The sequence below is a fragment of the Nereida ignava genome (genome assembly GCF_001049735.1).
Taxonomy (GTDB): domain Bacteria; phylum Pseudomonadota; class Alphaproteobacteria; order Rhodobacterales; family Rhodobacteraceae; genus Nereida; species Nereida ignava.
Genome location: NZ_CVPC01000013.1, coordinates 115831 through 139955, shown reverse-complemented (window position 1 = coordinate 139955; position 24125 = coordinate 115831). Strand labels below are relative to the sequence as shown.

Below are 24125 nucleotides of genomic sequence, written 5' to 3'. Positions count from 1 at the left end.
AATAGAATAGCGAGAGCGGCGTGAGGGTCTCGAACGCCTTGGCCCGGCGGCTCATAAGGTCAGAGCGCCGGGGATATAATTCGAATAATGTGCAGTGATTGAAACATCATGGGGTGCTTATAGGGGTAGGCCTTGTGGCTGTAAACTATGTGGGCGGTGATACTTTGGTGGTAACTAGTGACCGCAGCAGCCAGTATAAGTGCGCAAAGACGTTTAATACTCAATCGGGCGTCAAATTGGTGTGGTGATTGCGCAGTGATTGCAACGGGGGTGATCTGGGGCTAACTGGAGTTCATGCACAGATATGCCTTAAAAATCGAGTACAACGGCGCGCCTTATCACGGCTGGCAGCGACAGGTTGATTTGCCGTCGGTGCAGGGCATGATTGAGCAGGCCATCGGTAAAGTCGCCGGTAGCGCCCATGAGATTGCCGCCGCTGGCCGTACCGATGCGGGCGTTCATGCGTGGGCGCAAGTGGCCCATGTGGACATGGAGCGTGATTGGGACACGTTTCGGCTGTCTGAGGCGATCAATTATCATCTGAAACCGAACCCCATTGCCATCATCGGCTGCGCAAAAGTGACCGAGGCGTTTCACGCACGGTTTTCCGCTGTCGAGCGGCGCTATATTTTCAGAATGGTATCGCGCCGCGCGCCGATTGTTCACGAAGCGGGACTGGTCTGGCAGGTAAAGCCGCCTTTGTCGCTGGAAGCCATGCAAGAGGGGGCCAAGCATTTGCTGGGCTATCATGATTTCACCACGTTCCGTTCGTCTATTTGCCAAGGTCTGACGCCGTTCAAAACGCTCGACCGTTTAGATGTAAGCGAACATCCGTACCCGGGCGGTGCCGAGTTTCGCTTTGATGTGCGCGCGCGGTCGTTCCTGCATAATCAAGTCCGCAGCTTTGTCGGCACACTTGAACGTGTCGGCGCGGGGCATCTTGAACCATCTGATGTCAAACGCAGGCTTGAGGCATGCGCGCGGTCTGCTTGCGGTCCGGTAAGCGCACCGCACGGGCTGTATCTTGCGGGCGTAGGCTATGAAGACGACCCTTTCGAATAAAATCAAAACACTGCGGCTTGCCATTTGCGCGCCCAAAAGGAGATCAAACCGATGATGACATGGACCGCGTTAACCACGTTGAACAACAAAGCACAGGCCGAAGCTTTGGGCGAGGCGCTTGAAACGCTGACGCCAGAGCCCACAGGCGTGGGTGTTTTTGAGGTCGAAGACGGTTCGGGCGTTTGGGAAGTGGGTGGGTATTTCATCGAAGCACCTGATGCCGCCGGCCTTGCGCTTTTGGCGGCCATGAACGGAGCGAAGGATTTTGTTGTCTCTGAGGTGCCCGAAACCGACTGGGTTGCTCATGTGCGCCGCGAGTTGCCGCCCGTCGAGGCGGGCCGCTTTGTGGTCTATGGCAGCCATGACGCGGACAGCTTGCCTGAGGGTAAAATCCCGTTGTTGATTGAGGCCGCAATGGCCTTTGGGACGGGGCACCACGGCACGACGCTCGGGTGTTTGATTGCTCTTGATGAGTTGATTGAATTGGGTTTTGTTGGCCAGAACGTTGCTGACATTGGCTGCGGAACGGCTGTGTTGGCGATGGCGGCTGCAAAAGTATGGCCACAAACAGTTCTGGCCAGCGATATTGATGAGGTCGCGGTAGAAGTGGCGCTTGCCAACGCAAAGGCCAACGATCTGGATGGGCGGATCACCTGTGTTGAGGCGGCTGGTTTTGATCACCCGACCTTAAAAGGTGCCGCGCCGTTTGATTTGATTTTTGCCAATATCCTCAAGGGGCCGCTGTTGATGCTTGCGGATGATATGGCTGGCGCATGTGCGCAGGGCGGGCATATCATTTTGTCGGGTATTTTGAATGAGCAAGCCGATGAGGTACAGACGTGCTACAGCAGCGCGGGTTTTGAGCTGCGCAAACGCAGCAGTATCGGTGACTGGACCACCCTCACGCTGAGCCGCAGTTAACTTTGCCGTAAGAAAAACAGAGCAATTATCTTAAAATTGTGTTAACAAGATCCTCAGTAACGAATGAGTAACTGAGGGCAACGGTATGTCTGATCGGCAAAAGTTTAAGTCCAAAATGAAGCGATTGGCCAAGCAGCAGCGACGTGCAGGGTATTATCGTACACAGTCTGTAAATCACGATGGTATGGTACTGGGCCGCGCTCCGGCGCGTGGCGGTTTTCCGTGGCACTTGGTGCTTTTGGCCGCTGCTGCGTTTTGGCTATTTAAGGCGTTTGCTTACACAACAAACGGTCCTGCGGCGTATGTTGAACGCGTTGAGGACTTACAATCATCCGGTGGTTTGGGGGGCTTTGCAGCGTGGATGATGCAAGCGGATAGCCTGACCATCTGGATCGCTCGATACCTGCAGGCGTTCGTCTAGAAACGGCCCCTATTTCTGTAGCCAGCACGCTAAAAAAAGCCGCACGGCCCAAGGGCTGTGCGGCTTTTGCTCGAGACACGCCTGAGGGTTTAGAGCGCGTCTACGTCTGCATATGTCAGGCCGACATCTTCCAATTCACGTGCAGACAGCTGCTTGAGCGCTTTGCGTGTCTGGCGCACATCATTCCAAGACTTCACTTTCGCGAAAGTCGCAATGAACGGAGCGGCAACTGTGAATGTGCTTGCTGCGGGTGCGAAGCGGGATGTTTCGATAACGGCCATGATCGTATTCCTTTACTGCGCAAAAATTATGCGTTTATGGGTGCGTGATGGCGCCCATTTAGGCGGGAACGATATTTCCGGATAGTGAGTATTTCTGCAATGCAGCTATGATCGGACTGCATATGTCGAAAATGGACAAATAGCCTGTCGTTATTGGGCTATTTGCAGGTCAAACCTGCCCCGATTTGCACCTGAAATGTCGTATTTAGGCAAAATTATCCACAGGTGTTCAGGATGCCGCAGATCACGAAAACCTTGGCTGTTTTGTAACAATTCGCGAAATACGCCGATATTTGTTTCTGTTTGGCAAATGTTCGCGTTTCGTGCTACTGCTGAAACGCATAAATATAACAGCAGGCAGGCGACTATGCGGATACTGGGAATCGATCCAGGCTTGGCCAATATGGGATGGGGGGTCATCGAAATGGTGGGCCCGCGTCTGCGTCATGTCGCAAATGGCATCATCAAAACGAAAACCGGTGATTTGGGCGCGCGCCTTTTGGCGCTTCACACTGGGCTGAGTGATGTGATCGCACAGCACGCCCCCGATGCAGCAGCGGTTGAGCAGACGTTTGTCAACAAAGACGGTGTCGCCACGTTGAAGCTTGGGCAGGCGCGGGGAATCGCGATGCTGGTGCCGGCACAGGCGGGCCTTACAATTGGTGAATACGCCCCCAATGCGGTCAAAAAGACTGTTGTTGGTGTGGGGCACGCCGCCAAAGAACAAGTACAGCACATGGTCAAAATGCAGCTGCCCGGTGTGGTGTTTGACGGACCGGATGCCGCTGATGCCTTGGCAATCGCCATTTGTCACGCCCATCAACGCGGGGTTGGCACGGGGTTGGAAAAAGCTCTGAAGGCACAAGAAATGAGGGTCGCGGGATGATTGGCAAACTTCAAGGACGTCTGGAATACCGCAGTACAGATCACGTTATGCTCATGGTCGGTGGGGTCGGATACGTTGTGTATTGTAACGAGCGTACGCTTGCCTCGATGCCCAATGTCGGTGAGGCCGCCGCACTTTATACGGACCTTTTGGTGCGCGAGGATCTGCTGCAACTTTTCGGGTTTACCACGCTTGCCGAAAAAGAGTGGCACCGGCTTTTGATGTCTGTCCAAGGGGTTGGCGCAAAAGCTGCCATGGCGATTATGGGTACACTTGGCGAAGCGGGGCTTAGCCGTGCTATTGCCATGGGGGATTGGAACAGCGTGAAAGCCGCCAAGGGAATTGGCCCTAAGACGGCGCAGAAAGTTGTGATTGATCTGAAAGACAAAGCCCCGGCCATTATGGCGATGGGCGGCAGCGTGCATGACGCGCTTGGTCAGACAGCAGCAGTTGCAGATGACGTGATTGATGACGGTGATGACGCAGGCACACAAAGCGCGCCGCAAGTAGCCAGTATGTCGACCCAGTCCGAGGCCCTCTCTGCACTTGGTAATTTGGGCTACGCGCCCCAAGACGCGGCGTCGGCCGTGGCACAAGCCAGCGATCAAGGTGCGCAAGATACAGGTGAGTTGATCAAAGCGGCGTTGAAACTTCTGGCGCCGAAGGGCTAAGGAAGGCCCATGGAAAGTGATCCCACATTGCGCCCCGAGCGGCTTGCCGAAGACAATGATCGCGCATTGCGCCCGCAAGGTCTTGATGAGTTTATTGGTCAAGCAGAGGCCCGCGCAAACCTCAAGGTTTTCATCCAGTCTGCGCGTCAACGTGAACAGGCGATGGATCACACATTGTTTCACGGCCCACCGGGTTTGGGCAAAACGACCCTTGCACAAATAATGGCCCGTGAGCTTGGGGTGAATTTTCGTATGACATCTGGGCCTGTACTGGCCAAAGCGGGCGATCTGGCAGCGATTTTGACAAACCTTGAAGCACGCGATGTGCTGTTCATCGATGAAATTCACCGACTGAACCCCGTTGTTGAAGAGGTGCTCTACCCTGCGCTTGAGGATTTTGAACTTGATCTGGTGATTGGCGAAGGCCCTGCCGCGCGCACCGTGCGGATTGAATTGCAGCCCTTTACGCTTGTTGGAGCGACCACCCGTCTTGGTCTTTTGACAACGCCGCTACGTGACCGCTTTGGCATTCCAACGCGGCTACAGTTTTACACCACCGATGAGCTGCATGAGATCGTCGCCCGCGGTGCGCGGCTTTTGGGCGTTACTGCAGATGATGAAGGCATTCGCGAAATTGCAAAACGTGCGCGCGGCACTCCGCGCATCGCGGGCAGATTGCTGCGCCGTGTCGTGGACTTTGCGCTTGTGGAAGGCAACGGCCAGATCAGCCGTGCCCTTGCGGATAATGCGTTGACCCGTTTGGGCGTTGATAAGTTGGGCCTTGATGGCGCGGACCGTAGGTATCTCAGCCTTGTTGCGGAGAATTATCAGGGTGGGCCCGTTGGCATTGAGACAATGGCTGCCGCTTTGTCTGAAAGCCGTGATGCGCTTGAAGAAGTGATTGAGCCTTACCTGCTGCAGCAAGGCTTGATACAGCGCACGCCACGCGGCCGGATGTTGGCGCAAAAGGCATGGGATCATTTGGGGCTGGCCGCACCCAAGAAACAGGGCGGCCTTTTTGAATAACGGCGCAGGGTTCACAGATGCATGATCAAGAAACATACACCGCAAAAGACGTAGAGGCCTGCTTTACCCGTTCTGACGGGGCTTATGTTTTTGCCCGTTGGGGCAGGGCGATCGCCCCTGTCATCTTTGGTGTGGATGAGGCGACTTTGGGGGTGTTCAAGGGCGCGTGCGAAGCTGTCGTTAGCCTTGCAGGGCACAAGATGGCGGAGGTGGACCCTGAGATTGGGGCGAACCTGATGGTCTTTTTCTGTTCTGATTGGTCCGAACTTACCGAGGTGCCGCATCTTGACCAGCTGGTACCTGATCTGGTCCCACTTGTAGAACGCCTCAAATCGGCTGATGCCAACCAGTACCGCATTTTTCGCTTTGACGATGATGGTGGCATCAAAGCGTGTTTTGTCTTTTTGAGGATGGATGAGGTGCTTGCGGACACACCGGCAGACACAATTGCGCTGAGCCAGATGGCGCAGATGATTGTGCTTTGGTCTGATCAGGCATTCGTTGGCAGCTCTCCCTTGGCGATTGTCCCCGATGGCGGCGTAATCTTGAAGCCGCAAGTGGGTCAACTGATCCGCGCCGCTTATGATCCTGTGCTGCCGGCTGCATCGCGCGATCCGTCCCATGCTTTACGCCTTTTTGCGCGGCTTACGGCGGCAGGTCAGGTCCAATGACACACCGTTTGCCCATTCGCGTTTACTACGAAGATACCGACATGGCGGGTATTGTGTACTACGCCAATTACCTAAAGTTTATCGAGCGCGGTCGCACCGAGTTTGTTCGTGAGCTTGGGGTAGATCAGCGCCAGCTCAAAGAGGACGAGGGCATCGTTTTTGCGGTCCGTCACGTAGATGCGGATTATCTTGGTTCTGCAAAATTTGACGATATGCTGAGCGTTGAGACAACCATTGAAACGATCACCGGCGTCCGCTTGGTTTTTCGCCAGGATGTACGGCGCGACGGGGATCTGTTGTTTACGGCGCTTGTGACCATTGTGGCGATCAATGAGGCGGGCGCACCTGCGCGTCTGCCAGCAAATATTCGCCGAAAGTTGCATTAAATCGTGCCTACGCATGCTCAGCGTAGTAATTAAATGAAACATCGCCTATTATGTAAGCAATTGGGTCCGCAAAGAGACCCGCAGTACATGAGCAGGCCATATGGAACACGCAGCAGATTTCTCAATGTGGGCGCTATTCGCGCGCGCAACGATCACCGTAAAACTCGTCATGATCATCCTGATTATCGCCAGTTTTTGGGCGTGGTCGATTATCGTTCAAAAGACAATCCAGTACCGCAAAGCGCGCGCAGAAGCCGCGAAGTTCGATCAGGCTTTTTGGTCTGGTGCCCCGCTTGATGGTTTGTTCGATGAGATCGGACCCGCGCCCGAAGGCGCATCAGAAAAGATTTTCGCGTCAGGAATGCTTGAATGGCGCAGGTCTCACCGAACGGACGGTGGTTTGATCGCGGGTGCGACCAGCCGCATTGATCGTGCCATGGACGTGGCGATCAACCGTGAAGCCGAAGAACTGCAAAAGGGCCTGACTGTATTGGCCACTGTTGGTTCCGCATCACCCTTCATCGGGTTGTTTGGAACCGTTTGGGGTATTATGAATGCCTTTATCGAGATCGCAGAACAGCAAAATACCAACCTTGCAGTTGTAGCCCCGGGCATTGCTGAGGCGCTTTTGGCGACAGGTCTGGGTCTTCTCGCCGCGATCCCTGCGGTTATCTATTACAACAAGCTTAGCGCAGACAGTGACCGAATTGTCGGCAATTACGAGGCGTTCTCTGACGAGTTTGCCACGATTCTGTCGCGCCAGTTGGACAGCTAAGCCATGGGTGCGGGAACAATTAAAAAAGCCAGCGGTGGTGGTCGCGGCCGTCGCCGCGGTCGTGCACAGCCGATGGCAGAGATCAACGTAACGCCTTTTGTTGACGTGATGTTGGTCTTGTTGATCATCTTCATGGTCGCGGCACCCTTGCTGACGGTTGGGGTGCCTGTTGAATTGCCCAAAACTGCAGCCACTGCGCTTTCATCGGACAACGAAGAACCACTGACGGTGACGCTGACCGCTGATGGCGTTGTGATGATCCAAGAAACCGAGGTTGAACGCGAAGCACTGATTGGGCGCTTGCAGGCCATCGCCACTGAGCGCAGTGATGATAAAATTTTCCTGCGTGCTGACGGGGCTAACACCTATGCAAGTGTTGCAGAAATCATGGGTGCTTTGAATGCGGGTGGCTTTTCAAACATTGGCCTTGTGACAGACATTGGCGGCCCCACGCTTGATGGTGTGACGCCGGTGCAGGAGCAGTAGGCACGCCTGATGCGCACGGGCTACATCATATCCGGAGTGGGGCACGCGGGCCTTATCGGCTACCTTCTTGTGGGGCCGATCTTTTCTGCTGATCCGCCGCCTTTTGAGGATGTGGAGGTAAGCGTTATTTCCTCGGCTGAGTTTGACGCGCTCACCAATCAGACACCCCTTGAAACCCCGGCGCAGATTACGGCACCGGAAGCTGTTGTTGCACCGCCTCTTGAGCCCACGCCAGAGCCTGCGCCGCAGCCTGTGCCTGAACCTGTGCGGCCCCAAGCGACTGAGCCTGTGCGCCCGACACCGCCGCCTGATGCCTCGCCCGATGTGAGCCAGATTGCCCCGCTGCCACAGACGGATGTGACCGATGAGGCACCCCAAGAACCCACACCGCCAGCGCCCCCGCCTGAGCCGCAAGTGAGTGCCGTTATTGATGCGTCCAAGCGCCCCAAAGCACGGCCCGCGCCACGTATTGCACCCCAAGCGGTAGCCCCACCGCCACTTGATGCGACCATCGCGGATCAAACCCAAGAGGCGGTCGTAGAAACGAATGATCCTGATGCGCTGCCAAGTACCCAAAGCGATGCTCAGCAAGCAACGACCCCTGAAGAGGCCGCGCCCGAAGTCGTGACGGAAGCAGAAGAAGCGGGTGGCGCGCCAACCCGATCAATCCGCCCACCCGCGCGTCCCAATAGGCCGGTGGCACCAGTGGAAACAGCCCAGTCTGAGGTGGCGTCCGAGGCCGATACGGCTGCGCAAGCTGCTGAAACCACAGATGCTGCGCCTGCAAGCGATGCGCCCGTTGGTCCACCTATGACCCAAGGCGAGCGCCAGTCGCTTGTTGGTCAGATACAGAACAAATGGGCTGTCCCGCCGCGCGTGATTAGCGACCAAGTCGTTATCACTGTGCGCTTTGCGGTGGGGGAAGACCGGCGTCCAATTTCAGGCTCTGAGGAGTTGATCAGCGGCTCGGGCAGTGCTGATCTGAATCAGATTGCATACCGTGCAGCGCGAAGTGCGATTTTCCGCGCAGGGGCACAGGGCTTTGATTTGCCTGATGACAAATACGATCAATGGAAAGACATTGAGATTACCTTTAACCCGTCAGGCCTGCGCCTGAAGTAATGAATGAGGGATAGGTTTATGAGGCAGTTTATTGGTGCCATTTTGTTTGCAGCGTCCGCGACCCTTGGATGCATCGCCCCCAGCACAAGCATGGCACAGCCCCTGCGGCTTGAGATTACGGACGGCGTCATTGAGCCGCTGCCTTTCGCTTTGCCAACCTTCATTTCCGAGACATCCAACGCGGGTGAGATGGCCCAGCAAATCAGTGGTCTGGTTGCAGATGATTTGCGCGGCACTGGATTGTTCCGCCAAATCCAGCCGGAAGCGTTCATTAGCCAAATCAGCGCCTTTGGCGCGCCGGTGCAATACCCCGATTGGCGCGCGATTAATGCCCAAGCGCTGATCACGGGCGCAGTTTCAGTCAGCGGCAATGGCCGCGTGACCGTTAAGTTCCGCCTGTATGATGTTTTCACCGGCTCCGAGCTGGGCCAAGGTCTTCAGTTTGTCGGCACCACTGATGGCTGGCGCCGGATCGCCCATAAAGTGGCCGACGAGGTTTATGCGCGCATCACTGGCGAGGGCCCTTATTTTGACAGTCGCGTTGTTTTTGTCGGCGAGACTGGCCCCAAAGAGAACCGTGCCAAACGTCTTGGGATTATGGATTTTGACGGTGCAAACGTTCAATACCTGACGGATAGCAGCGCCATCGTGCTTGCACCGCGTTTTTCACCTGACGGTGAGCGGGTGCTCTACACCAGCTACGAGACGGGCTTCCCGCGCATCTACGTGCTGGACGTGGGCCGTGTTTCGCGGCGCGCGCTTGATGTTCCCGACGGCTCCATGAGTTTTGCGCCGCGTTTTGCGCCCGATGGGCGGACTGTGGTGTTCTCGCTCACAACTGGGGGCAACACGGATCTCTATACGCTTGATGTGCGCACTAATGCGCGTACACGCCTGACGTCGACCCCTGCTATTGAAACGGCCCCAAGTTATTCACCTGACGGGCGCAGCATTGTGTTTGAAAGTGATCGCTCAGGCTCGCCGCAGCTGTATATTATGCCCGCCACGGGTGGTGAGGCGCGCCGCATTAGCACAGGTGCGGGACGCTATGGCACGCCAGTTTGGTCACCGAAGGGGGATTTGATTGCCTTTACCAAGCAAAATCGTGGCCGGTTCCATATTGGTGTGATGCGAACAGATGGCTCTGAGGAGCGGCTTTTGACGGCGTCCTTCCTTGATGAGGGCCCAACGTGGTCGCCCAATGGTCGGGTCATCATGTTTACCCGTGAAACCCAAGGCGCCAATGGCGCGCCTGCGCTTTATTCAGTGGATATTTCGGGGCGTAATCTCGCAAAAGTGCGCACTCAAACAGCGGCATCTGATCCTTCATGGTCGCCTTTACAGCGCTGATGTGCTAATTTGACACCAAACAACAACAATAATTGCAGCTCATCTAAGACAGGACATCACTTATGAAGACGTTGACAAAATCAGCACTGCTTATCGCGGGCATGTCATTGGCCGCCTGTAGTAACGGCACCCTATTCGGCTCTGGCGGGGGTATTGGCGGCAGTGGAAATGGCGCGTTCGGTGCCAACGGTGGGGTGGGTGTCAGCGCACTTGATCCCGCATCTGTCGGCTATTTCAACGAGACCGTTGGAAATAAAATTCTGTTTGACGTGGACCAAAGTACGTTGAATGCATCGGGGCGCTCTATTTTGGATGGTCAGGTGGCTTGGTTGCGTGCCAACCCTGCATTTATTGCCGTGATCGAAGGTCACGCAGATGAGCAGGGCACGCGTGAGTATAACTTGGCCCTCGGTGCGCGGCGCTCTAATGCGGTGCGTGAATATCTGGTCAGCCAAGGTATTGCAGGCACGCGCCTGCGTACGCTGACATATGGCAAGGAACGCCCGATTGCTGCGTGTTCGACCGAGAGTTGTTATGCGCAAAACCGCCGCGCGGTGACCATCTTGTCCGGATCAGGCACAAGCTGATGCGGGCGCTGCGGGTTGTTGCAATTTGTGCCGCGCTACTGCCTTTCGGGGCAGGGCTAAGTGCGGAAACTTTGGGGGATGTGCGGGCTGACCTGTCTCGACTTGCCGCCGAAATCAACAGCCTGCGCGCCGAACTATCCGCCACGGGCAGCACCAATCCGCTTGCGGGGGATGTTTCTACTCTTGCGCGCATTGAGACCCTCGAGGCGACCTTGTCTCAGTTGACCGCAAAGACCGAGCAATTGGACATTCGCATCAATTCGGTGGTGCGTGATGGAACAAACCGCCTTGATGATTTGAACTTCCGCATTTGCGATCTTGATCCCGCCTGTGACATCGCCACCATCGGGTCGACTGCCGTATTAGGCGGCGTTGAGGTTGTGGGGCCTGCTACGAATGTGGTGGTTCCAGAGCAAAATGACGTTTCACTGGCCATTGGTGAGCAGACAGACTTTGAGCGGGCTGAGGCGGCGCTCACCTCAGGTGACTTTCGCAGCGCCGCGGATCAGTTTGCGACCTTTACTGAGACCTACCCGGGCGGGCCGCTAGCGACCCGTGCCAATTTGTTGCGCGGCGATGCACTTGCGGGGCTGGGTGATATGGCACCGGCTGCGCGTGCCTATCTTGATGCATTTTCTGGTGCGCCAAGCGGTCCTGAGGCCGCCCCTGCGCTTTATAGGCTTGGCACATCGCTTGCGGATTTGGGCCAGACATCGGAGGCCTGTGTTACCTTGGGTGAGGTCACAAGTCGTTTTGCCACTGCCCCCGAAGCTGCCCAAGCGGCGGCCGCGCGTTTGAACATGGGTTGCGAATAGCGCGTGGTTTCAACGGCTGTTTTGATTGACAAACTGGATCAGCTCTACGGCTGGGAACCGCCTGCATTGATCGGTGTGGCGGTATCTGGTGGGTCTGACAGCCTTGCTCTATTGCATCTGTTGAACGACTGGGGACGCGCAAAGATTGTCGCGGCCACGGTTGACCATGGTTTGCGAAAAGAGGCGGCTGAGGAGGCTGCCTACGTTGGCCGCATTTGTGCCGCCCTCAATATTCCGCACGACACCCTGCGTTGGACCGCATGGAACGGCAGCGGTAATGTCCAAGACGAAGCACGCCGTGCGCGCTATGGCCTTTTGGCGCGGTGGGGCAAAAAGCGCGGTGTTGATTTTGTGACACTTGGTCATACCCGCGATGATGTCGCCGAGACATTCTTGATGCGGCTGGCTCGCAAATCCGGTGTTGATGGTTTGGCCGCAATGGCCGCACGCGCGGACAAAAACGGGATGCGTTTTGATCGCCCCCTGTTGGATGTGAGCCGTGCCGATCTGCGGCACTACTTGCATGAAACAGGTGTTGCGTGGGTTGATGATCCTTCCAATGACAACGATGCATTTGACCGCGTAAAGGCACGTCAACTGCTTGAACATTTGGGTGAAATGGGGATCACATCTGATGTGCTGGGCAGTGTCGCTGCTAAGTTGCGGGCTGAGCGGTCCGCCTTGGGGCAAGCCGTCTATGAACTTGCTGACCGGATCACACACGAGGAAGCTGGCGACGTCATCATTGACGCCAAACGGTTCTCTATTGCGCATCCTGAATTGCAGCGCCGCCTTTTGAACGGTGCCCTTCAATGGGTGGCCAGTGCGGATTACACCCCGCGCCATGATGCCCTTATGGAAGTCGCGCAGGCGATCGATATGCGACAGACCAAAACGCTTCACGGCTGTCTGATTACGGCCGGTGCAGCAGATATTCGCATTGGCCGTGAATTTAACGCGGTTTGGGATGCAACCGCCCAACCGAGCGCACTGTGGGATGGCCGCTGGCAACTTGCTGGACCAGCCGAGTTGGGCGATGAGGTGCGCGCATTGGGTGAAGAAGGCTTGGGCCAGTTGCCTGACTGGCGCGCAGCGGGATTGCCGCGCCGTTCATTGATGGCGTCACCATCTGTTTGGCGCGCAGACCGGCTAATTGCCGCTCCTTTGGCCTCATTTAATGCTGCATGGAGCGCAAAATGCGCGACATCTTACATCAGTTCCCTTTTAACGCATTGAAGTTGGGGATGTAGTCTCTATTTTAAGACCTAACAGTTATGCACGCCCTTTAGGGGGTGATGCGATTCCCCACATTGAGGAGACCTCCCTTGGGTAACGCGCGAAATTTCGCCTTTTGGATCGTTCTTGGCCTGCTTGTGCTGGCCCTATTCCAACTTGTTGGAGGCGGCCAAAGCACGGCAAACAGCTCTGAAGTTAGCTATTCTCAGTTTGTAGACGCCATTGAAGGCAACGAAGTGGCCAATGCCCGCGTTGACGGTGAACGCGTCACATATCGCGGGACCGATGGCCGTGATTACACAACGATCATGCCGCGCGACGCGGAAGTGACCGATCTTTTGTTGGCCAGCGACATTCCGTTTGAGGCAAAATCACAGGAAACCAGCGGCTTCCAAGCGCTGCTCTTTAACCTGTTGCCAATCCTGTTGCTGATCGGTGTGTGGATTTTCTTCATGCAGCGCATGCAAGGTGGCGGCAAAGGCGGGGCGATGGGCTTTGGGAAATCTAAAGCAAAGCTGCTGACCGAAAAACACGGCCGTGTAACGTTTGATGACGTTGCAGGTATCGATGAAGCTAAAGAAGAGCTTGAAGAGATCGTTGAGTTCTTGCGCAACCCACAGAAATTCAGCCGTTTGGGTGGTAAAATCCCCAAAGGGGCGCTTCTTGTTGGTCCTCCGGGTACGGGTAAAACCCTTCTTGCACGTGCAATCGCGGGTGAGGCTGGTGTGCCTTTCTTTACTATTTCGGGTTCGGACTTCGTTGAGATGTTCGTCGGTGTTGGTGCGTCGCGTGTCCGTGACATGTTTGCGGATGCCAAAAAGAACGCGCCTTGCATTGTGTTTATTGACGAAATTGACGCAGTCGGCCGCGCGCGTGGTTCCGGCTACGGCGGCGGTAATGACGAACGTGAGCAAACGCTGAACCAACTGTTGGTTGAGATGGACGGCTTTGAAGCAAACGAAGGCGTCATCATCGTTGCGGCCACAAACCGTCGTGATGTGCTTGATCCGGCGTTGTTGCGTCCTGGTCGATTTGACCGTCAGGTCACTGTGCCTAACCCTGATATCAAAGGTCGTGAGAAAATTTTGGGTGTACACGCACGCAAAACACCGCTTGGCCCTGACGTTGATCTGCGCATTATTGCACGCGGAACGCCTGGTTTCTCAGGCGCCGATCTGGCGAACCTTGTGAACGAGTCTGCCTTGATGGCAGCGCGTGTTGGCCGCCGTTTTGTAACGATGGAAGATTTTGAGTCGGCGAAAGACAAAGTTATGATGGGTGCAGAGCGCCGCAGCATGGTCATGACAGCCGAACAAAAAGAAATGACCGCATACCATGAAGCAGGCCACGCAATTGTCGGTATCAGTCTGCCGAAATGTGATCCTGTTTATAAGGCAACGATTATTCCGCGCGGCGGTGCTTTGGGTATGGTGATGAGCCTGCCTGAAATGGACCGTCTCAACATGTTCAAAGATGAATGCCACCAACGCCTTGCTATGACTATGGCGGGCAAAGCGGCGGAAATCTTTAAATATGGCGAGGACGCTGTGTCAAACGGACCCGCTGGCGACATTCAGCAAGCCAGCCAACTGGCCCGTGCGATGGTGCTACGTTGGGGCATGTCTGACAAAGTTGGGAACATCGACTATGCAGAAGCTGCTGAAGGATACTCTGGCAACACCGCTGGTTTCTCGGTCTCGGCCAACACGAAAGAGCTGATCGAGGAAGAAGTGCGCGGATTTATCCAACGTGGCTACGACAAAGCCGCTGAGATTATTCGGGAGAAATCCGAAGAGTTTGAGCGCCTTGCCCAAGGTCTGTTGGAATACGAAACGCTTACTGGCGAAGAGATCAAGCGTGTGATGCGCGGCGAACCACCACATCTGAGCAACGATGAGGATGACAAGGACGACGGGTCTGCGCCATCAGTCACAGCTGTGCCGAAAGCCAAGCGTCGCAAGCCGTCGTCTGGTGATGAAGGTGGCTTGCCCGAGCCGACTTAAGCCAGCTTTATGTGCTAATTTTGGAAGCCCCGTAGATGATTTCGGCGGGGCTTTTTCTTTTCGGACGGGCGACTGCCCCAGCTAAGAATGATGCAAATCGGAAACTTCGTATACGGCGGTGGACGGTGACGCGCCGTAAATTGTCGGAATCGACGGGCGTGATTTCAAATGATGGCTCTACCAACGACTCAGCGAAACGTGGACATCAATAGGGAACCCTGCGCCATGGCATATAAGACCGACATCGAAATTGCGCGCGAAGCGAACAAGAAGCCGATCCAAGAGATTGGCGCAAAACTGGGCATTGGTTCGGATGATCTGCTTCCCTACGGCCACGACAAAGCCAAGGTCAGCCAGAAATTCATCGACTCTGTTCAAGGTAACGAGAGCGGTAAACTGATCCTTGTGACTGCAATTAACCCAACTCCAGCGGGTGAAGGCAAAACCACAACAACCGTGGGCCTTGGTGATGGTCTGAACCGCATTGGCAAAAAAGCGGCTGTTTGTATTCGTGAAGCATCGCTTGGGCCAAACTTCGGCATGAAGGGCGGCGCTGCGGGTGGTGGTTACGCGCAAATCGTTCCGATGGAAGACATGAACCTGCATTTTACCGGTGACTTCCACGCGATTACCTCGGCGCACTCACTGCTTTCTGCGATGATCGACAACCACATTTATTGGGGCAACGAGCAAGAAATCGACATCCGCCGTGTTCAGTGGAAGCGCGTTGTTGACATGAATGACCGCGCCCTTCGCCAGATCACCGCTTCTTTGGGTGGCGTGGCAAACGGCTTTCCACGTGAGGCAGGTTTTGACATTACGGTTGCATCCGAAGTCATGGCGATCTTGTGCTTGGCCAACAACCTCAAGGACTTGCAGCAGCGTCTTGGCGATATGATCGTGGCTTACCGCCGTGACCGTACCCCTGTGTTCTGTCGCGATATCAAGGCCGATGGTGCGATGACCGTACTCTTGAAAGATGCGATGCAGCCCAACCTTGTTCAGACGCTTGAGAATAACCCTGCGTTTGTACATGGTGGCCCGTTTGCCAATATTGCGCACGGCTGCAACTCTGTGATTGCTACGAACACTGCGCTCAAAATTGCAGATTTTGTTGTGACCGAGGCGGGCTTTGGCGCGGACCTTGGCGCTGAGAAATTCATGAACATCAAGTGCCGTAAAGCAGGCCTGGCGCCGGACTGTGTTGTTTTGGTTGCAACTGTCCGGGCAATGAAAATGAACGGCGGCGTGGCGAAAGCGGACCTTGGCGCTGAAAACGTTGATGCGGTGAAAGAAGGCTGTGCAAACCTTGGACGCCACATTGGCAACCTCAAATCATTCGGCGTACCTGTGGTTGTTGCGATCAACCATTTTGTCACCGATACGGACGCTGAAGTTCAGGCAGTTAAGGATTACGTTGCGACCCAAGGGTCCGAAGCTATTCTTTCACGGCACTGGGAATTGGGCTCTGAAGGCTCTGAGGCTTTGGCGAAACGTGTGGCCGAGATTGCCGAAAGTGGTGCAGCCCAGTTTGCTCCGATTTATCCAGATGACATGTCGTTGATGGAGAAAATTAACACAATCGCCAAGACAATCTACCGCGCTGATGAAGTTCTCGCGGATCAGAAAATTCGTGATCAGTTGAAACTTTGGGAAGAGCAGGGCTATGGGCACTTGCCGATCTGTATGGCCAAGACGCAATACTCGTTCAGCACGGACCCGAACCTGCGCGGTGCGCCCGTTGGTCACTCGGTGCCGGTGCGTGAAGTACGCCTGAGCGCCGGTGCAGGGTTTGTTGTGGTCGTTTGCGGTGAAATCATGACCATGCCAGGTCTTCCGCGCGTTCCGTCCGCAGAAAACATTCACCTGAATGATGAGGGCCAAATCGAAGGCCTGTTCTGATCGAAACCAAAGCGCTCGCGGCATTGAGCCACGCGCGCTTTGACCTTCGGTGAGGATATTTGACAACAAAAGAAGAGATGAAAATGACTGCTACAGTTATTGACGGTAAAGAATTTGCAGCGCGCGTACGTGCCAAAGTGGCCGGTCACGTGACACGCCTGAAAGACGAAAACGGCATTACACCTGGCCTTGCGGTTGTGCTGGTGGGTGAAGATCCGGCGAGCCAAGTCTATGTGCGCTCCAAAGGTAAGATGACCGTCGAAGTTGGCATGAACAGTTTTGAGCATAAGCTGGAGGTGAATACCTCGGAGGAAGACCTGCTTGCGCTGATTGAAAAGCTCAATAATGATCCTGCGGTGCACGGCATTTTGTGTCAGCTGCCGCTGCCAAAGCATTTAGACGAAGACCTGATTATCAATTCGATTTCTCCTGCTAAGGACGTTGACGGATTCCACATTTCTAATGTTGGGCTACTTGGGACTGGGCAAAAATCAATGGTCCCTTGTACACCGCTTGGTTGTTTGATGATGCTGCGGGATCATCATGGCTCGATTAGTGGGATGAATGCTGTGGTGATTGGACGTTCCAACATCGTGGGCAAACCGATGGCTCAACTTTTGCTGAATGACAGCGCCACGGTGACCATTGCACATTCGCGCACGAAAGATTTGGCTGATGTTGTGCGGGCGGCTGATATCGTTGTCGCTGCAGTTGGGCGCCCTGAGATGGTGCCTGGCGACTGGATCAAACAAGGCGCGACTGTGATCGATGTTGGCATTAACCGAATTGACGCGCCTGAAAAAGGTGAGGGTAAAACCCGCCTTGTGGGCGACGTGGATTACGCCAGTTGTGTCGAAGTCGCCGGTGCCATCACGCCGGTTCCGGGCGGTGTCGGCCCCATGACAATTGCGTGTTTGTTGGCCAATACTGTTACGGCGTGCTGTCGCGCGAATGGCCTTGCGGAGCCGGAGGGCCTCACCGCGTAATCATCTAACGCGGCATCGGAATTTCAATCGGCGCGTGGCCTGTCAAAATGGCCCGCGCCGTTTTTGTGAACAGTTGGCTCAAAGCGGGGTCTGTTGTTTTTAGCCCGCCCGTATAGGTGCCGAATGACGGTAACATCAGGTGGCATTCGTCATAAAGAAACGCAGGGCGCGTTACAGCCCGCCCACGTAGGTTGATCGTTGCCTTGGGGTGATAATGCCCGGATATTTCGCCGGTCTTTGGTGTGGCGATATGAGTAAATATCAGCCTGTCATGCGCCAGCTGAGCGACGTGCGTGCCACCAAACGCTGTATCGCCGGCATCATGATTTCCCTCGATCCACGTCCACGCCCGGCCTGCTTGCAGCCGTGTGATCCATGTCTGATGCCGCTCATCAAGTTGGCCCGCGGCAGTTAAGTCATCGAAGCTGTCACCAAGACAAATCACGTGGGCCGGATGGGTCTGATTGATCGCCGTGTCGAGACGGCTGAGCGTGTCATCGGTTTCATAGGGTGGAAGCAACGACCCGCCGCGCCGCGCGATACGTTCGGATTTTCCAAGATGCAGATCGGACACGATCAGTATATTCTCAGCGGCCCAAAACAGCGCGCCGTCTCCGCGCGCCTCTAGGGTGTGACCTTGGAAAATGAATTGGTGGCTTGCCATGTGGTTGTGGTGCCGCGTTCTGTGCGTAGCCGCAAGGGTTAGAAAGGCACGGCCCATCTTTTTGGTGCTGTCATTGGCACACCTGCTGCTGACATCAGGCGTTCTGCCTCATCTGCCATAAGCCGTTCTTCCGCTAAGCCTCGCACGGGTACACGGCCTGCTTCCAAGAAGAGGGGGGCAGACAGGGGGCTGATCCGATCGAGGGTGATTAGGTCGATGCGGTCTTCCACGCGGCTTAACATTTGCTCAATGCGGCCAAAATCGACCAAGCCGCGCATGGCCTCTTCGCGGGTGATCTGCATCATCACGTGGTCAGGGTCATATTTGTGCAACGTGTCGTATAGGATGTCGCTGCTAAAGGTCGCTTGGCGGCCCGATTTGCGTGCGTTCGGCAAGTTGCGTTCAATGAGACCTGCGATGGTGGCACTCGCTTTGAAAGTTCGCTTCATCACGGCGTTGCCGGCCAACCATGTCTCAAGACCGTCACGCATTGTGGCGGGATTAAGCATGTCATGGGGCTGGTTTACGGGATCAAGCGACCAGATAAGTGTGGCATAATCGGTTGCCACAAAACCCAAAGGGCCCAGACCTGCTTCTTCCATCTTGTTGGTCAGCAACAGGCCAAGGGTCTGTTGGGCGTTGCGGCCCGCAAAACCGTAAACCACCGTTTGCGCGCGCCCGTCGTGGGGAAAACTTTCGATCATCAAGCGGTTGGGGGAGGGAAGCTGACTAGCTTTTCGTTGAAGGTGCAGCCAGTCGCGGGTCGCAGGCGGAAGCTCGGGCCAGTCTTGTTGTTGGAACATCATCAAGATGCGCTCGGAGAGTTGCGTTGATGTGGCAAACTTGGTGCCCAGAAACGTTGCAATCTTTGGTTTGTCACCGCCGCGCCGTGTGACTTCAACAGTCATCTCGCGCAGCCCTTCATACCGAACAACTTGGCCACCAATCAAAAACGTATCGCCTGCGGTGAGCGTTGCGGCAAACCCTTCCTCAACCTCGCCCAAAGGTTTGCCGCCCATGCGGTTCTTAAGCCTTACTTTAAGTGTGTCGGTATCCTGAATGGTACCGATGTTCATACGGATCCGCTGACTGGCGCGCGGGTCCCGCAATTGCCAGTTGCCGTCTGCGGTCTGTAGTAATCGCTGCCACCGATCATAGGCGCGCAAGGCATAGCCACCGGTTGCACAAAATTCCAGACAGTCATCAAATTGCGCCCGTGATAGCGCGGTATAGGCTCCTGCACTTATGATTTCTGCATAGAGGTCATCGGCGTTAAATGGGCCCGCGCATGCCCGGATGAGAATGTGTTGGCACAAAACATCACGGGGGCCACTGCCGCGCGGGTCACCATCAAGATCATGATCCCGCACTGCGTTCAGCGCCGCGATACATTCCATGACCTCAAAGCGGTTCGCGGGAACTAGCCGTGCTTTGGAAGGTGCGTTGTACCTGTGGTTGGCGCGCCCGATCCTTTGAACAAGACGTTTGACGTTCTTTGGGGCACCGATTTGAATGACCAAATCAACGTCGCCCCAATCAATCCCAAGGTCCAGTGAGCCTGTGCACACAACGGCCTTTAAAGCGCCCATAGCCATGGCGCTTTCGACTTTTTCACGCTGCTCTCGCGCTAAGCTACCGTGGTGGATGGCGATGGGCAGCTGTGCTTCATTGGCCAGCCATAAATCGTGAAAGAACAGCTCGGCCTGAGCGCGGGTGTTGTGAAAGATCAGTGTAGTTTTGTGCCGTGCAATTTCACGAAGAACACTCGGTATCGCATACCGCCCACCAGAGCCAGCCCAAGGAGGCGCTTCATCAATTTCCAGCATTTCAATGTCTGGGGGGGCACCGGCCTCGGCGTGTAAAATTTTGCACGGATCAGGGTGACGCGCCATTAGATGCGCAATCGCGGCAGGGTCTTCAACGGTTGCGGACAACCCAACACGGCGAAGATCAGGGCACATTGCTTGCAAACGGCTGAGAGCTAGAAATAACTGATCTCCGCGTTTGGATTCCGATAATGCGTGAATTTCATCAATGACAATCCGCTGTAGGCCTTTGAACATGCGCTGCGCATCGGGATAGCTGATCAAAAGCGCGAGGGATTCTGGCGTGGTCAACAGGATGTGGGGTGGATCAGCACGTTGGCGCTTTTTCTGGGTCTGGGTTGTGTCGCCGGTACGGTCTTCAATGCGGATGGGCAGGCCGATTTCATCGACGGGTGTTCGAAGGTTGCGTTTGATATCCGCGGCCAGTGCTTTGAGGGGGCTGACGTAAAGCGTATGGAGCCCCTCGTGCTCGGTCGTCGCTAATTCGGACAGAGTGGGCAGAAAACCAGCCATGGTTTTGCCACCCCCCGTCGGCGCGATGAGCAGCGTGGCGGGATCATCGGCGCAGTCCAACATGTCCTGTTGGTGCTGATGCAACTGCCATCCGCGCGCCGAGAACCACGTCTCTATCTGGTTTGGTAACTCCATGCTTTAGTAGATAGATTTCCTTTTCGAAAATCTATGTTTCTAGTGAGTTTACTTACGAATCTGTTGTACCCTTAGTCATCAAGTTTGGATATCGTCGCCTCATTGTCAGGAAATCAGTGACAGATCGGACTTCACATAATCCGCTTGGTTTGGGAGGAATTATTCGTCTTTCGAGCTTGTGATACTTGGCGTGATAATAATTGCGAGTTCTGATTGGCCGTTTAGGTAATCAGGGCTTTCGAAAATTGAACCAATAAAAGGGATATCACGAAGGATATTCTTATGACTGGCAAGCTTTTTCAGATCATCTTCTATGAGGTCAGTGATCATTATACTTTGGTCTTCAAAAAGCCTCATGGTTTTGCTGATGGTTCGGGTCTGAAAATCATTATGTTCAAACGTTTTTTTGTTGATCTGGCTCACATTTTCGATGCTCGATGCTGATAATGTCGCTGCTAGCTCGAGTAAACTACCTTCTCCAATGTGAGGTTGTATTCTTAAATGTATTCCAAGAGGCTTGGCCTTAACCTCGACATCACCATTGATGTTGTTAATGGGCATTAAAAAATCACGTTTTGCTAACAAATCTAAATATTCGCCTTCAGATATTTCGACTTCGGTCTCAGTTAAGGCTCTCACCACACCCTTTTGCTCCAATGCATGAAGCAGCATCTCGATGTCATCGTCGTTTGTATCTAGTAGTGATATTGTAGGCTTGAGGGCGTTAGCCGTAAAATTTGTAGGGTCCGAGCTCTGATCCGTCTTTTCAGTCCTTGGTAAGACTGGTTGTTTATTTTGCTCCCTAGCGCTATTTTCGTCCACGAAAGAGCTTTCCAACATCAATGAGTTAAGCGTTTTTCTAACATTGTGATGCATTTCTGTAAGCCGGATAGACAGTCTCACACTAACTGGTTCTGCAATTCGCATCAAATTTGAGGTTGCTTCCGGAGCGTATCTTTGGGCTAAGTTCATCGCTCGCGCAATATTTTTGGTGGAAGATACGAGCCCGTATAATACGATCCCATCGTTGGCCGTGTTAACTTCGATTTTTTCATTCGGAAGAATTTCTGCCAGACGTTGCTTAAGTTCCACTATGTCTGGTGTCACATGGACATTCACGTTTGTAATTAGTGCGCCTTCTTTGTCTAAAAATGTAATGGTCGTTTGCCCTAATGTCTTGCCAAGTATGTATACCGTACGATTGGATATTGTCGAAATGTCGGCAATGTTTGGGTTTGCAATACTTAGTTCAGCAAAAGGCTCAGCTGCTTTAACAACAACAGCTTGATTTTTGGTTACATAGATTGCACTTGAAGGGGCGCCTGATAAAGTTTGCAAGACTTCAGCAGAGACATTGGAGCCAAAGAGATGCGTCAGAAGCAATGTAATAGTAAGTATCATCTTGCTAAAAGTAAGTGTTTTCACCGCGTCTGCCCATTAATTTGCATTTACGTTATGAGAATGTAATTTGTATCGATTTGCAATCGAGTAACAGCATTGCTGAGTTTTATGCCATGATTTCTTCAATCTTTTGGACCATGTTCATGTTAACGATTTTAACATACATGAATAGTCGGGATCCAATTGAGGTTCTCTCCATTAGTTACAGATGGACCAAGTCAATTAGTTAACCCACCAAAGTCATGGTGTGACAACCGTTGTAACCATTAAGTTCAATGCTGAATTGATAACAGGATTTCAAGTGCGCTGAATGTGGTGAAACTGCCATACGATGAGCCGTTTGGCTGTAAAGCTTGATGCCGAACTTGATCGCATGCGGCGGTTTGTAGGGCTTGATCGGATTGTCTGGCAAAGTGAGCGGCGCTAACCTGTGCCAACGACAAAGGGCGCACCATTGGCGCGCCCATTTTTCTGCTAGATACGTCCGTCCCGAACGAAATAGGTGCCCTAAGCCTGTTAAACGATCGTGGCTTGCGTTGCTGCGTGTAGTTGTTCTTCGTTCACGCCTTCGGCGGTCTCAACTATCCGCAGGCCGCCCTCTACCACGTCCAAAACACCTAAGTTGGTGATGATGCGGTCTACCACCGCTTGGCCCGTTAAAGGCAGCGTGCATTTCTTAAGCAGCTTGCTGTCCCCGTGTTTGTTGGTGTGATCCATGACCACCACAACACGGCCCACACCAGCCACCAGATCCATCGCGCCGCCCATGCCTTTGACCAGCTTGCCCGGGATCATCCAGTTCGCCAGATCACCGTTCTCATCGACCTCCATGGCTCCCAGAATGGCCATGGCAATCTTGCCGCCGCGGATCATTCCAAATGAAGTAGCGCTGTCAAAGTAGGCAGTGTTAGGCAGTTCTGTAATGGTCTGCTTGCCTGCGTTGATTAAGTCGGCGTCAACTGCGTCCTCGGTCGGGAAAGGGCCCATACCGAGCATGCCGTTTTCTGATTGCAGCGTCACCTCAACGCCCTCAGGAATAAAATTCGGTACCAAAGTGGGGATGCCGATCCCGAGGTTCACATACGTGCCGTCTTCAAGCTCAAGTGCTGCGCGTGCAGCCATTTGATTGCGATCCCACATATTATGCGCTCCTCACGGTTCGTTGCTCAATCCGCTTTTCATGCTCGCCTTGGATCAAGCGGTGCACGTAAATGCCGGGAAGGTGGATGTGGTCGGGGTCAAGGCTGCCGACGGGCACAATCTCTTCCACTTCCAGCACACATATCTTGCCGCACATAGCTGCTGGCGGATTAAAGTTACGCGCTGTTTTGCGGAATATCGCATTGCCAGTTTCATCAGCTTTCCATGCCTTCACGATGGACAGATCGGCAAAAATGCCTTCCTCCATTATGTAGGTTTCTCCGCCAAAATCGCGGTGGTCTTTGCCTCCTGCAATCACGGTGCCTACGCCAGTTTTGGTGTAAAATCCGGGAATACCACAGCCGCCCGCGCGCATCCGTTCCGCCAAAGTGCCTTGGGGGTTAAACTCCAACTCTAACTCACCGGACAGGTATTGGCGCATAAATTCGGCGTTTTCACCAACGTAGGACGAGATCATTTTCTTGACCTGACGGGTTTGCAGCAAAATCCCGATGCCAAAATCATCAACGCCGGCGTTGTTGGATGCAAAGGTCAAATCTTTGGTGCCCGCCTCCTTGATTGCCTGCAACAGCGACTCGGGAATGCCGCACAACCCGAACCCGCCGGCCGCAATAAACATGCCGTCGCGCAAAACACCCTCAAGAGCACTCGCCGCGTCTGGATAGATCTTCTTCATCAAACCGCCCTCTAAATTTCTATCTTATAGAAAGCGTCTAGCAGCAGAGAGTCAATGCACTTGCAGCATAAACTGCAACCGGTTGCAATTTGAGTTGAGGAGTTGAGGAGTTGAGGAGTTGAGGAGTTGAGGAGTTGAGTTGCCGGAGCTGCGTAGTTCATA

Annotated in this window: 24 protein-coding genes; 18 read left to right on the top strand and 6 right to left on the bottom strand. The window is 54.3% G+C overall.

Going from position 1 to position 24125, the window contains the following annotated elements:
- Positions 1-294 precede the first annotated feature (294 nt).
- The 3 genes from truA (at position 295) to NIG5292_RS11280 (ending at position 2404) form a co-directional block, all read left to right on the top strand.
- Positions 295-1062, top strand: a complete 768-nt coding sequence (gene truA, locus NIG5292_RS11290) for a tRNA pseudouridine(38-40) synthase TruA (RefSeq protein ID WP_048599639.1) — start codon at positions 295-297, stop codon at positions 1060-1062.
- A gap of 51 nt (positions 1063-1113) precedes the next feature.
- Positions 1114-1983, top strand: a complete 870-nt coding sequence (locus tag NIG5292_RS11285) for a 50S ribosomal protein L11 methyltransferase (protein WP_048599638.1) — start codon at positions 1114-1116, stop codon at positions 1981-1983.
- An 85-nt stretch (positions 1984-2068) separates the two neighbouring features.
- A complete protein-coding gene (locus NIG5292_RS11280) occupies positions 2069-2404 on the top strand; it encodes a hypothetical protein (protein WP_048599637.1) in 336 nt (111 codons plus the stop codon).
- 89 nt (positions 2405-2493) lie between these two features.
- On the opposite strand, the gene NIG5292_RS11275 is transcribed toward NIG5292_RS11280, so the two are convergent.
- Positions 2494-2685 carry a DUF1127 domain-containing protein gene (locus NIG5292_RS11275; RefSeq protein WP_048599636.1) on the bottom strand — a complete coding sequence of 64 codons (192 nt, stop codon included), beginning with the start codon at positions 2683-2685 and terminating at the stop codon, positions 2494-2496.
- Positions 2686-3052: 367 nt separating this feature from the next.
- On the opposite strand from NIG5292_RS11275, the gene ruvC reads away from it, so the two are divergent.
- From ruvC to folD, 15 genes are all read left to right on the top strand, one after another.
- Positions 3053-3571, top strand: a complete 519-nt coding sequence (gene ruvC, locus NIG5292_RS11270) for a crossover junction endodeoxyribonuclease RuvC (RefSeq protein WP_048599635.1) — start codon at positions 3053-3055, stop codon at positions 3569-3571.
- The gene (gene ruvA / locus NIG5292_RS11265) at positions 3568-4242 is read left to right on the top strand and encodes a Holliday junction branch migration protein RuvA (protein ID WP_048599634.1); all 675 of its coding nucleotides are present in this window, start codon (positions 3568-3570) and stop codon (positions 4240-4242) included. The genes ruvC and ruvA overlap by 4 nt, the downstream gene beginning before the upstream one ends.
- 9 nt (positions 4243-4251) lie before the next feature.
- Positions 4252-5268: a Holliday junction branch migration DNA helicase RuvB gene (gene ruvB, locus NIG5292_RS11260; RefSeq protein WP_048599633.1), complete on the top strand. Its 1017-nt coding sequence runs from the start codon at positions 4252-4254 to the stop codon at positions 5266-5268.
- Positions 5269-5285: 17 nt separating this feature from the next.
- Positions 5286-5939 (top strand): hypothetical protein, encoded by a 654-nt coding sequence (locus NIG5292_RS11255; protein ID WP_048599632.1) that lies wholly within the window; start codon positions 5286-5288, stop codon positions 5937-5939.
- Positions 5936-6325, top strand: coding sequence for a tol-pal system-associated acyl-CoA thioesterase (gene ybgC, locus NIG5292_RS11250; protein ID WP_048599631.1), 390 nt, complete (start codon positions 5936-5938; stop codon positions 6323-6325). The genes NIG5292_RS11255 and ybgC overlap by 4 nt, the downstream gene beginning before the upstream one ends.
- 100 nt (positions 6326-6425) lie before the next feature.
- Positions 6426-7100 (top strand): protein TolQ, encoded by a 675-nt coding sequence (tolQ, locus tag NIG5292_RS11245; RefSeq protein ID WP_177193433.1) that lies wholly within the window; start codon positions 6426-6428, stop codon positions 7098-7100.
- Between the two features lie 3 nt (positions 7101-7103).
- A complete protein-coding gene (tolR, locus tag NIG5292_RS11240; RefSeq protein WP_048599630.1) occupies positions 7104-7586 on the top strand; it encodes a protein TolR in 483 nt (160 codons plus the stop codon).
- 9 nt (positions 7587-7595) lie between these two features.
- Positions 7596-8708, top strand: a complete 1113-nt coding sequence (gene tolA / locus NIG5292_RS11235) for a cell envelope integrity protein TolA (RefSeq protein ID WP_048599629.1) — start codon at positions 7596-7598, stop codon at positions 8706-8708.
- Positions 8709-8798: 90 nt separating this feature from the next.
- Entirely contained in the window at positions 8799-10058 is a 1260-nt protein-coding gene (gene tolB, locus NIG5292_RS11230; RefSeq protein WP_233488223.1) for a Tol-Pal system beta propeller repeat protein TolB, read from the top strand.
- 62 nt (positions 10059-10120) lie between these two features.
- Complete coding sequence (gene pal / locus NIG5292_RS11225) at positions 10121-10645, top strand: peptidoglycan-associated lipoprotein Pal (protein WP_048599628.1); 525 nt, start codon at positions 10121-10123, stop codon at positions 10643-10645.
- Positions 10645-11460, top strand: a complete 816-nt coding sequence (gene ybgF / locus NIG5292_RS11220; protein ID WP_048599627.1) for a tol-pal system protein YbgF — start codon at positions 10645-10647, stop codon at positions 11458-11460. Before pal ends, ybgF begins: the two co-directional genes overlap by 1 nt.
- A 21-nt stretch (positions 11461-11481) precedes the next feature.
- A complete protein-coding gene (tilS, locus tag NIG5292_RS11215; RefSeq protein WP_048599672.1) occupies positions 11482-12696 on the top strand; it encodes a tRNA lysidine(34) synthetase TilS in 1215 nt (404 codons plus the stop codon).
- A gap of 89 nt (positions 12697-12785) precedes the next feature.
- Complete coding sequence (gene ftsH / locus NIG5292_RS11210) at positions 12786-14699, top strand: ATP-dependent zinc metalloprotease FtsH (protein ID WP_048599626.1); 1914 nt, start codon at positions 12786-12788, stop codon at positions 14697-14699.
- A gap of 225 nt (positions 14700-14924) precedes the next feature.
- A complete protein-coding gene (locus NIG5292_RS11205) occupies positions 14925-16601 on the top strand; it encodes a formate--tetrahydrofolate ligase (RefSeq protein WP_048599625.1) in 1677 nt (558 codons plus the stop codon).
- Positions 16602-16684: 83 nt separating this feature from the next.
- The gene (folD, locus tag NIG5292_RS11200; protein WP_048599671.1) at positions 16685-17587 is read left to right on the top strand and encodes a bifunctional methylenetetrahydrofolate dehydrogenase/methenyltetrahydrofolate cyclohydrolase FolD; all 903 of its coding nucleotides are present in this window, start codon (positions 16685-16687) and stop codon (positions 17585-17587) included.
- A gap of 4 nt (positions 17588-17591) precedes the next feature.
- On the opposite strand, the gene pdeM is transcribed toward folD, so the two are convergent.
- From pdeM to NIG5292_RS11175, 5 genes are all read right to left on the bottom strand, one after another.
- A complete protein-coding gene (pdeM, locus tag NIG5292_RS11195) occupies positions 17592-18251 on the bottom strand; it encodes a ligase-associated DNA damage response endonuclease PdeM (protein ID WP_048599670.1) in 660 nt (219 codons plus the stop codon).
- A gap of 38 nt (positions 18252-18289) precedes the next feature.
- Entirely contained in the window at positions 18290-20725 is a 2436-nt protein-coding gene (locus NIG5292_RS11190; RefSeq protein ID WP_048599624.1) for a ligase-associated DNA damage response DEXH box helicase, read from the bottom strand.
- A gap of 159 nt (positions 20726-20884) precedes the next feature.
- Positions 20885-22150, bottom strand: coding sequence for a secretin GspD/PilQ domain-containing protein (locus tag NIG5292_RS11185; RefSeq protein WP_048599623.1), 1266 nt, complete (start codon positions 22148-22150; stop codon positions 20885-20887).
- A gap of 492 nt (positions 22151-22642) precedes the next feature.
- Positions 22643-23266, bottom strand: coding sequence for a 3-oxoacid CoA-transferase subunit B (locus tag NIG5292_RS11180; RefSeq protein ID WP_048599622.1), 624 nt, complete (start codon positions 23264-23266; stop codon positions 22643-22645).
- Between the two features lies 1 nt (position 23267).
- Complete coding sequence (locus tag NIG5292_RS11175; protein ID WP_048599621.1) at positions 23268-23963, bottom strand: CoA transferase subunit A; 696 nt, start codon at positions 23961-23963, stop codon at positions 23268-23270.
- Between the last annotated feature and the right edge of the window lie 162 nt (positions 23964-24125).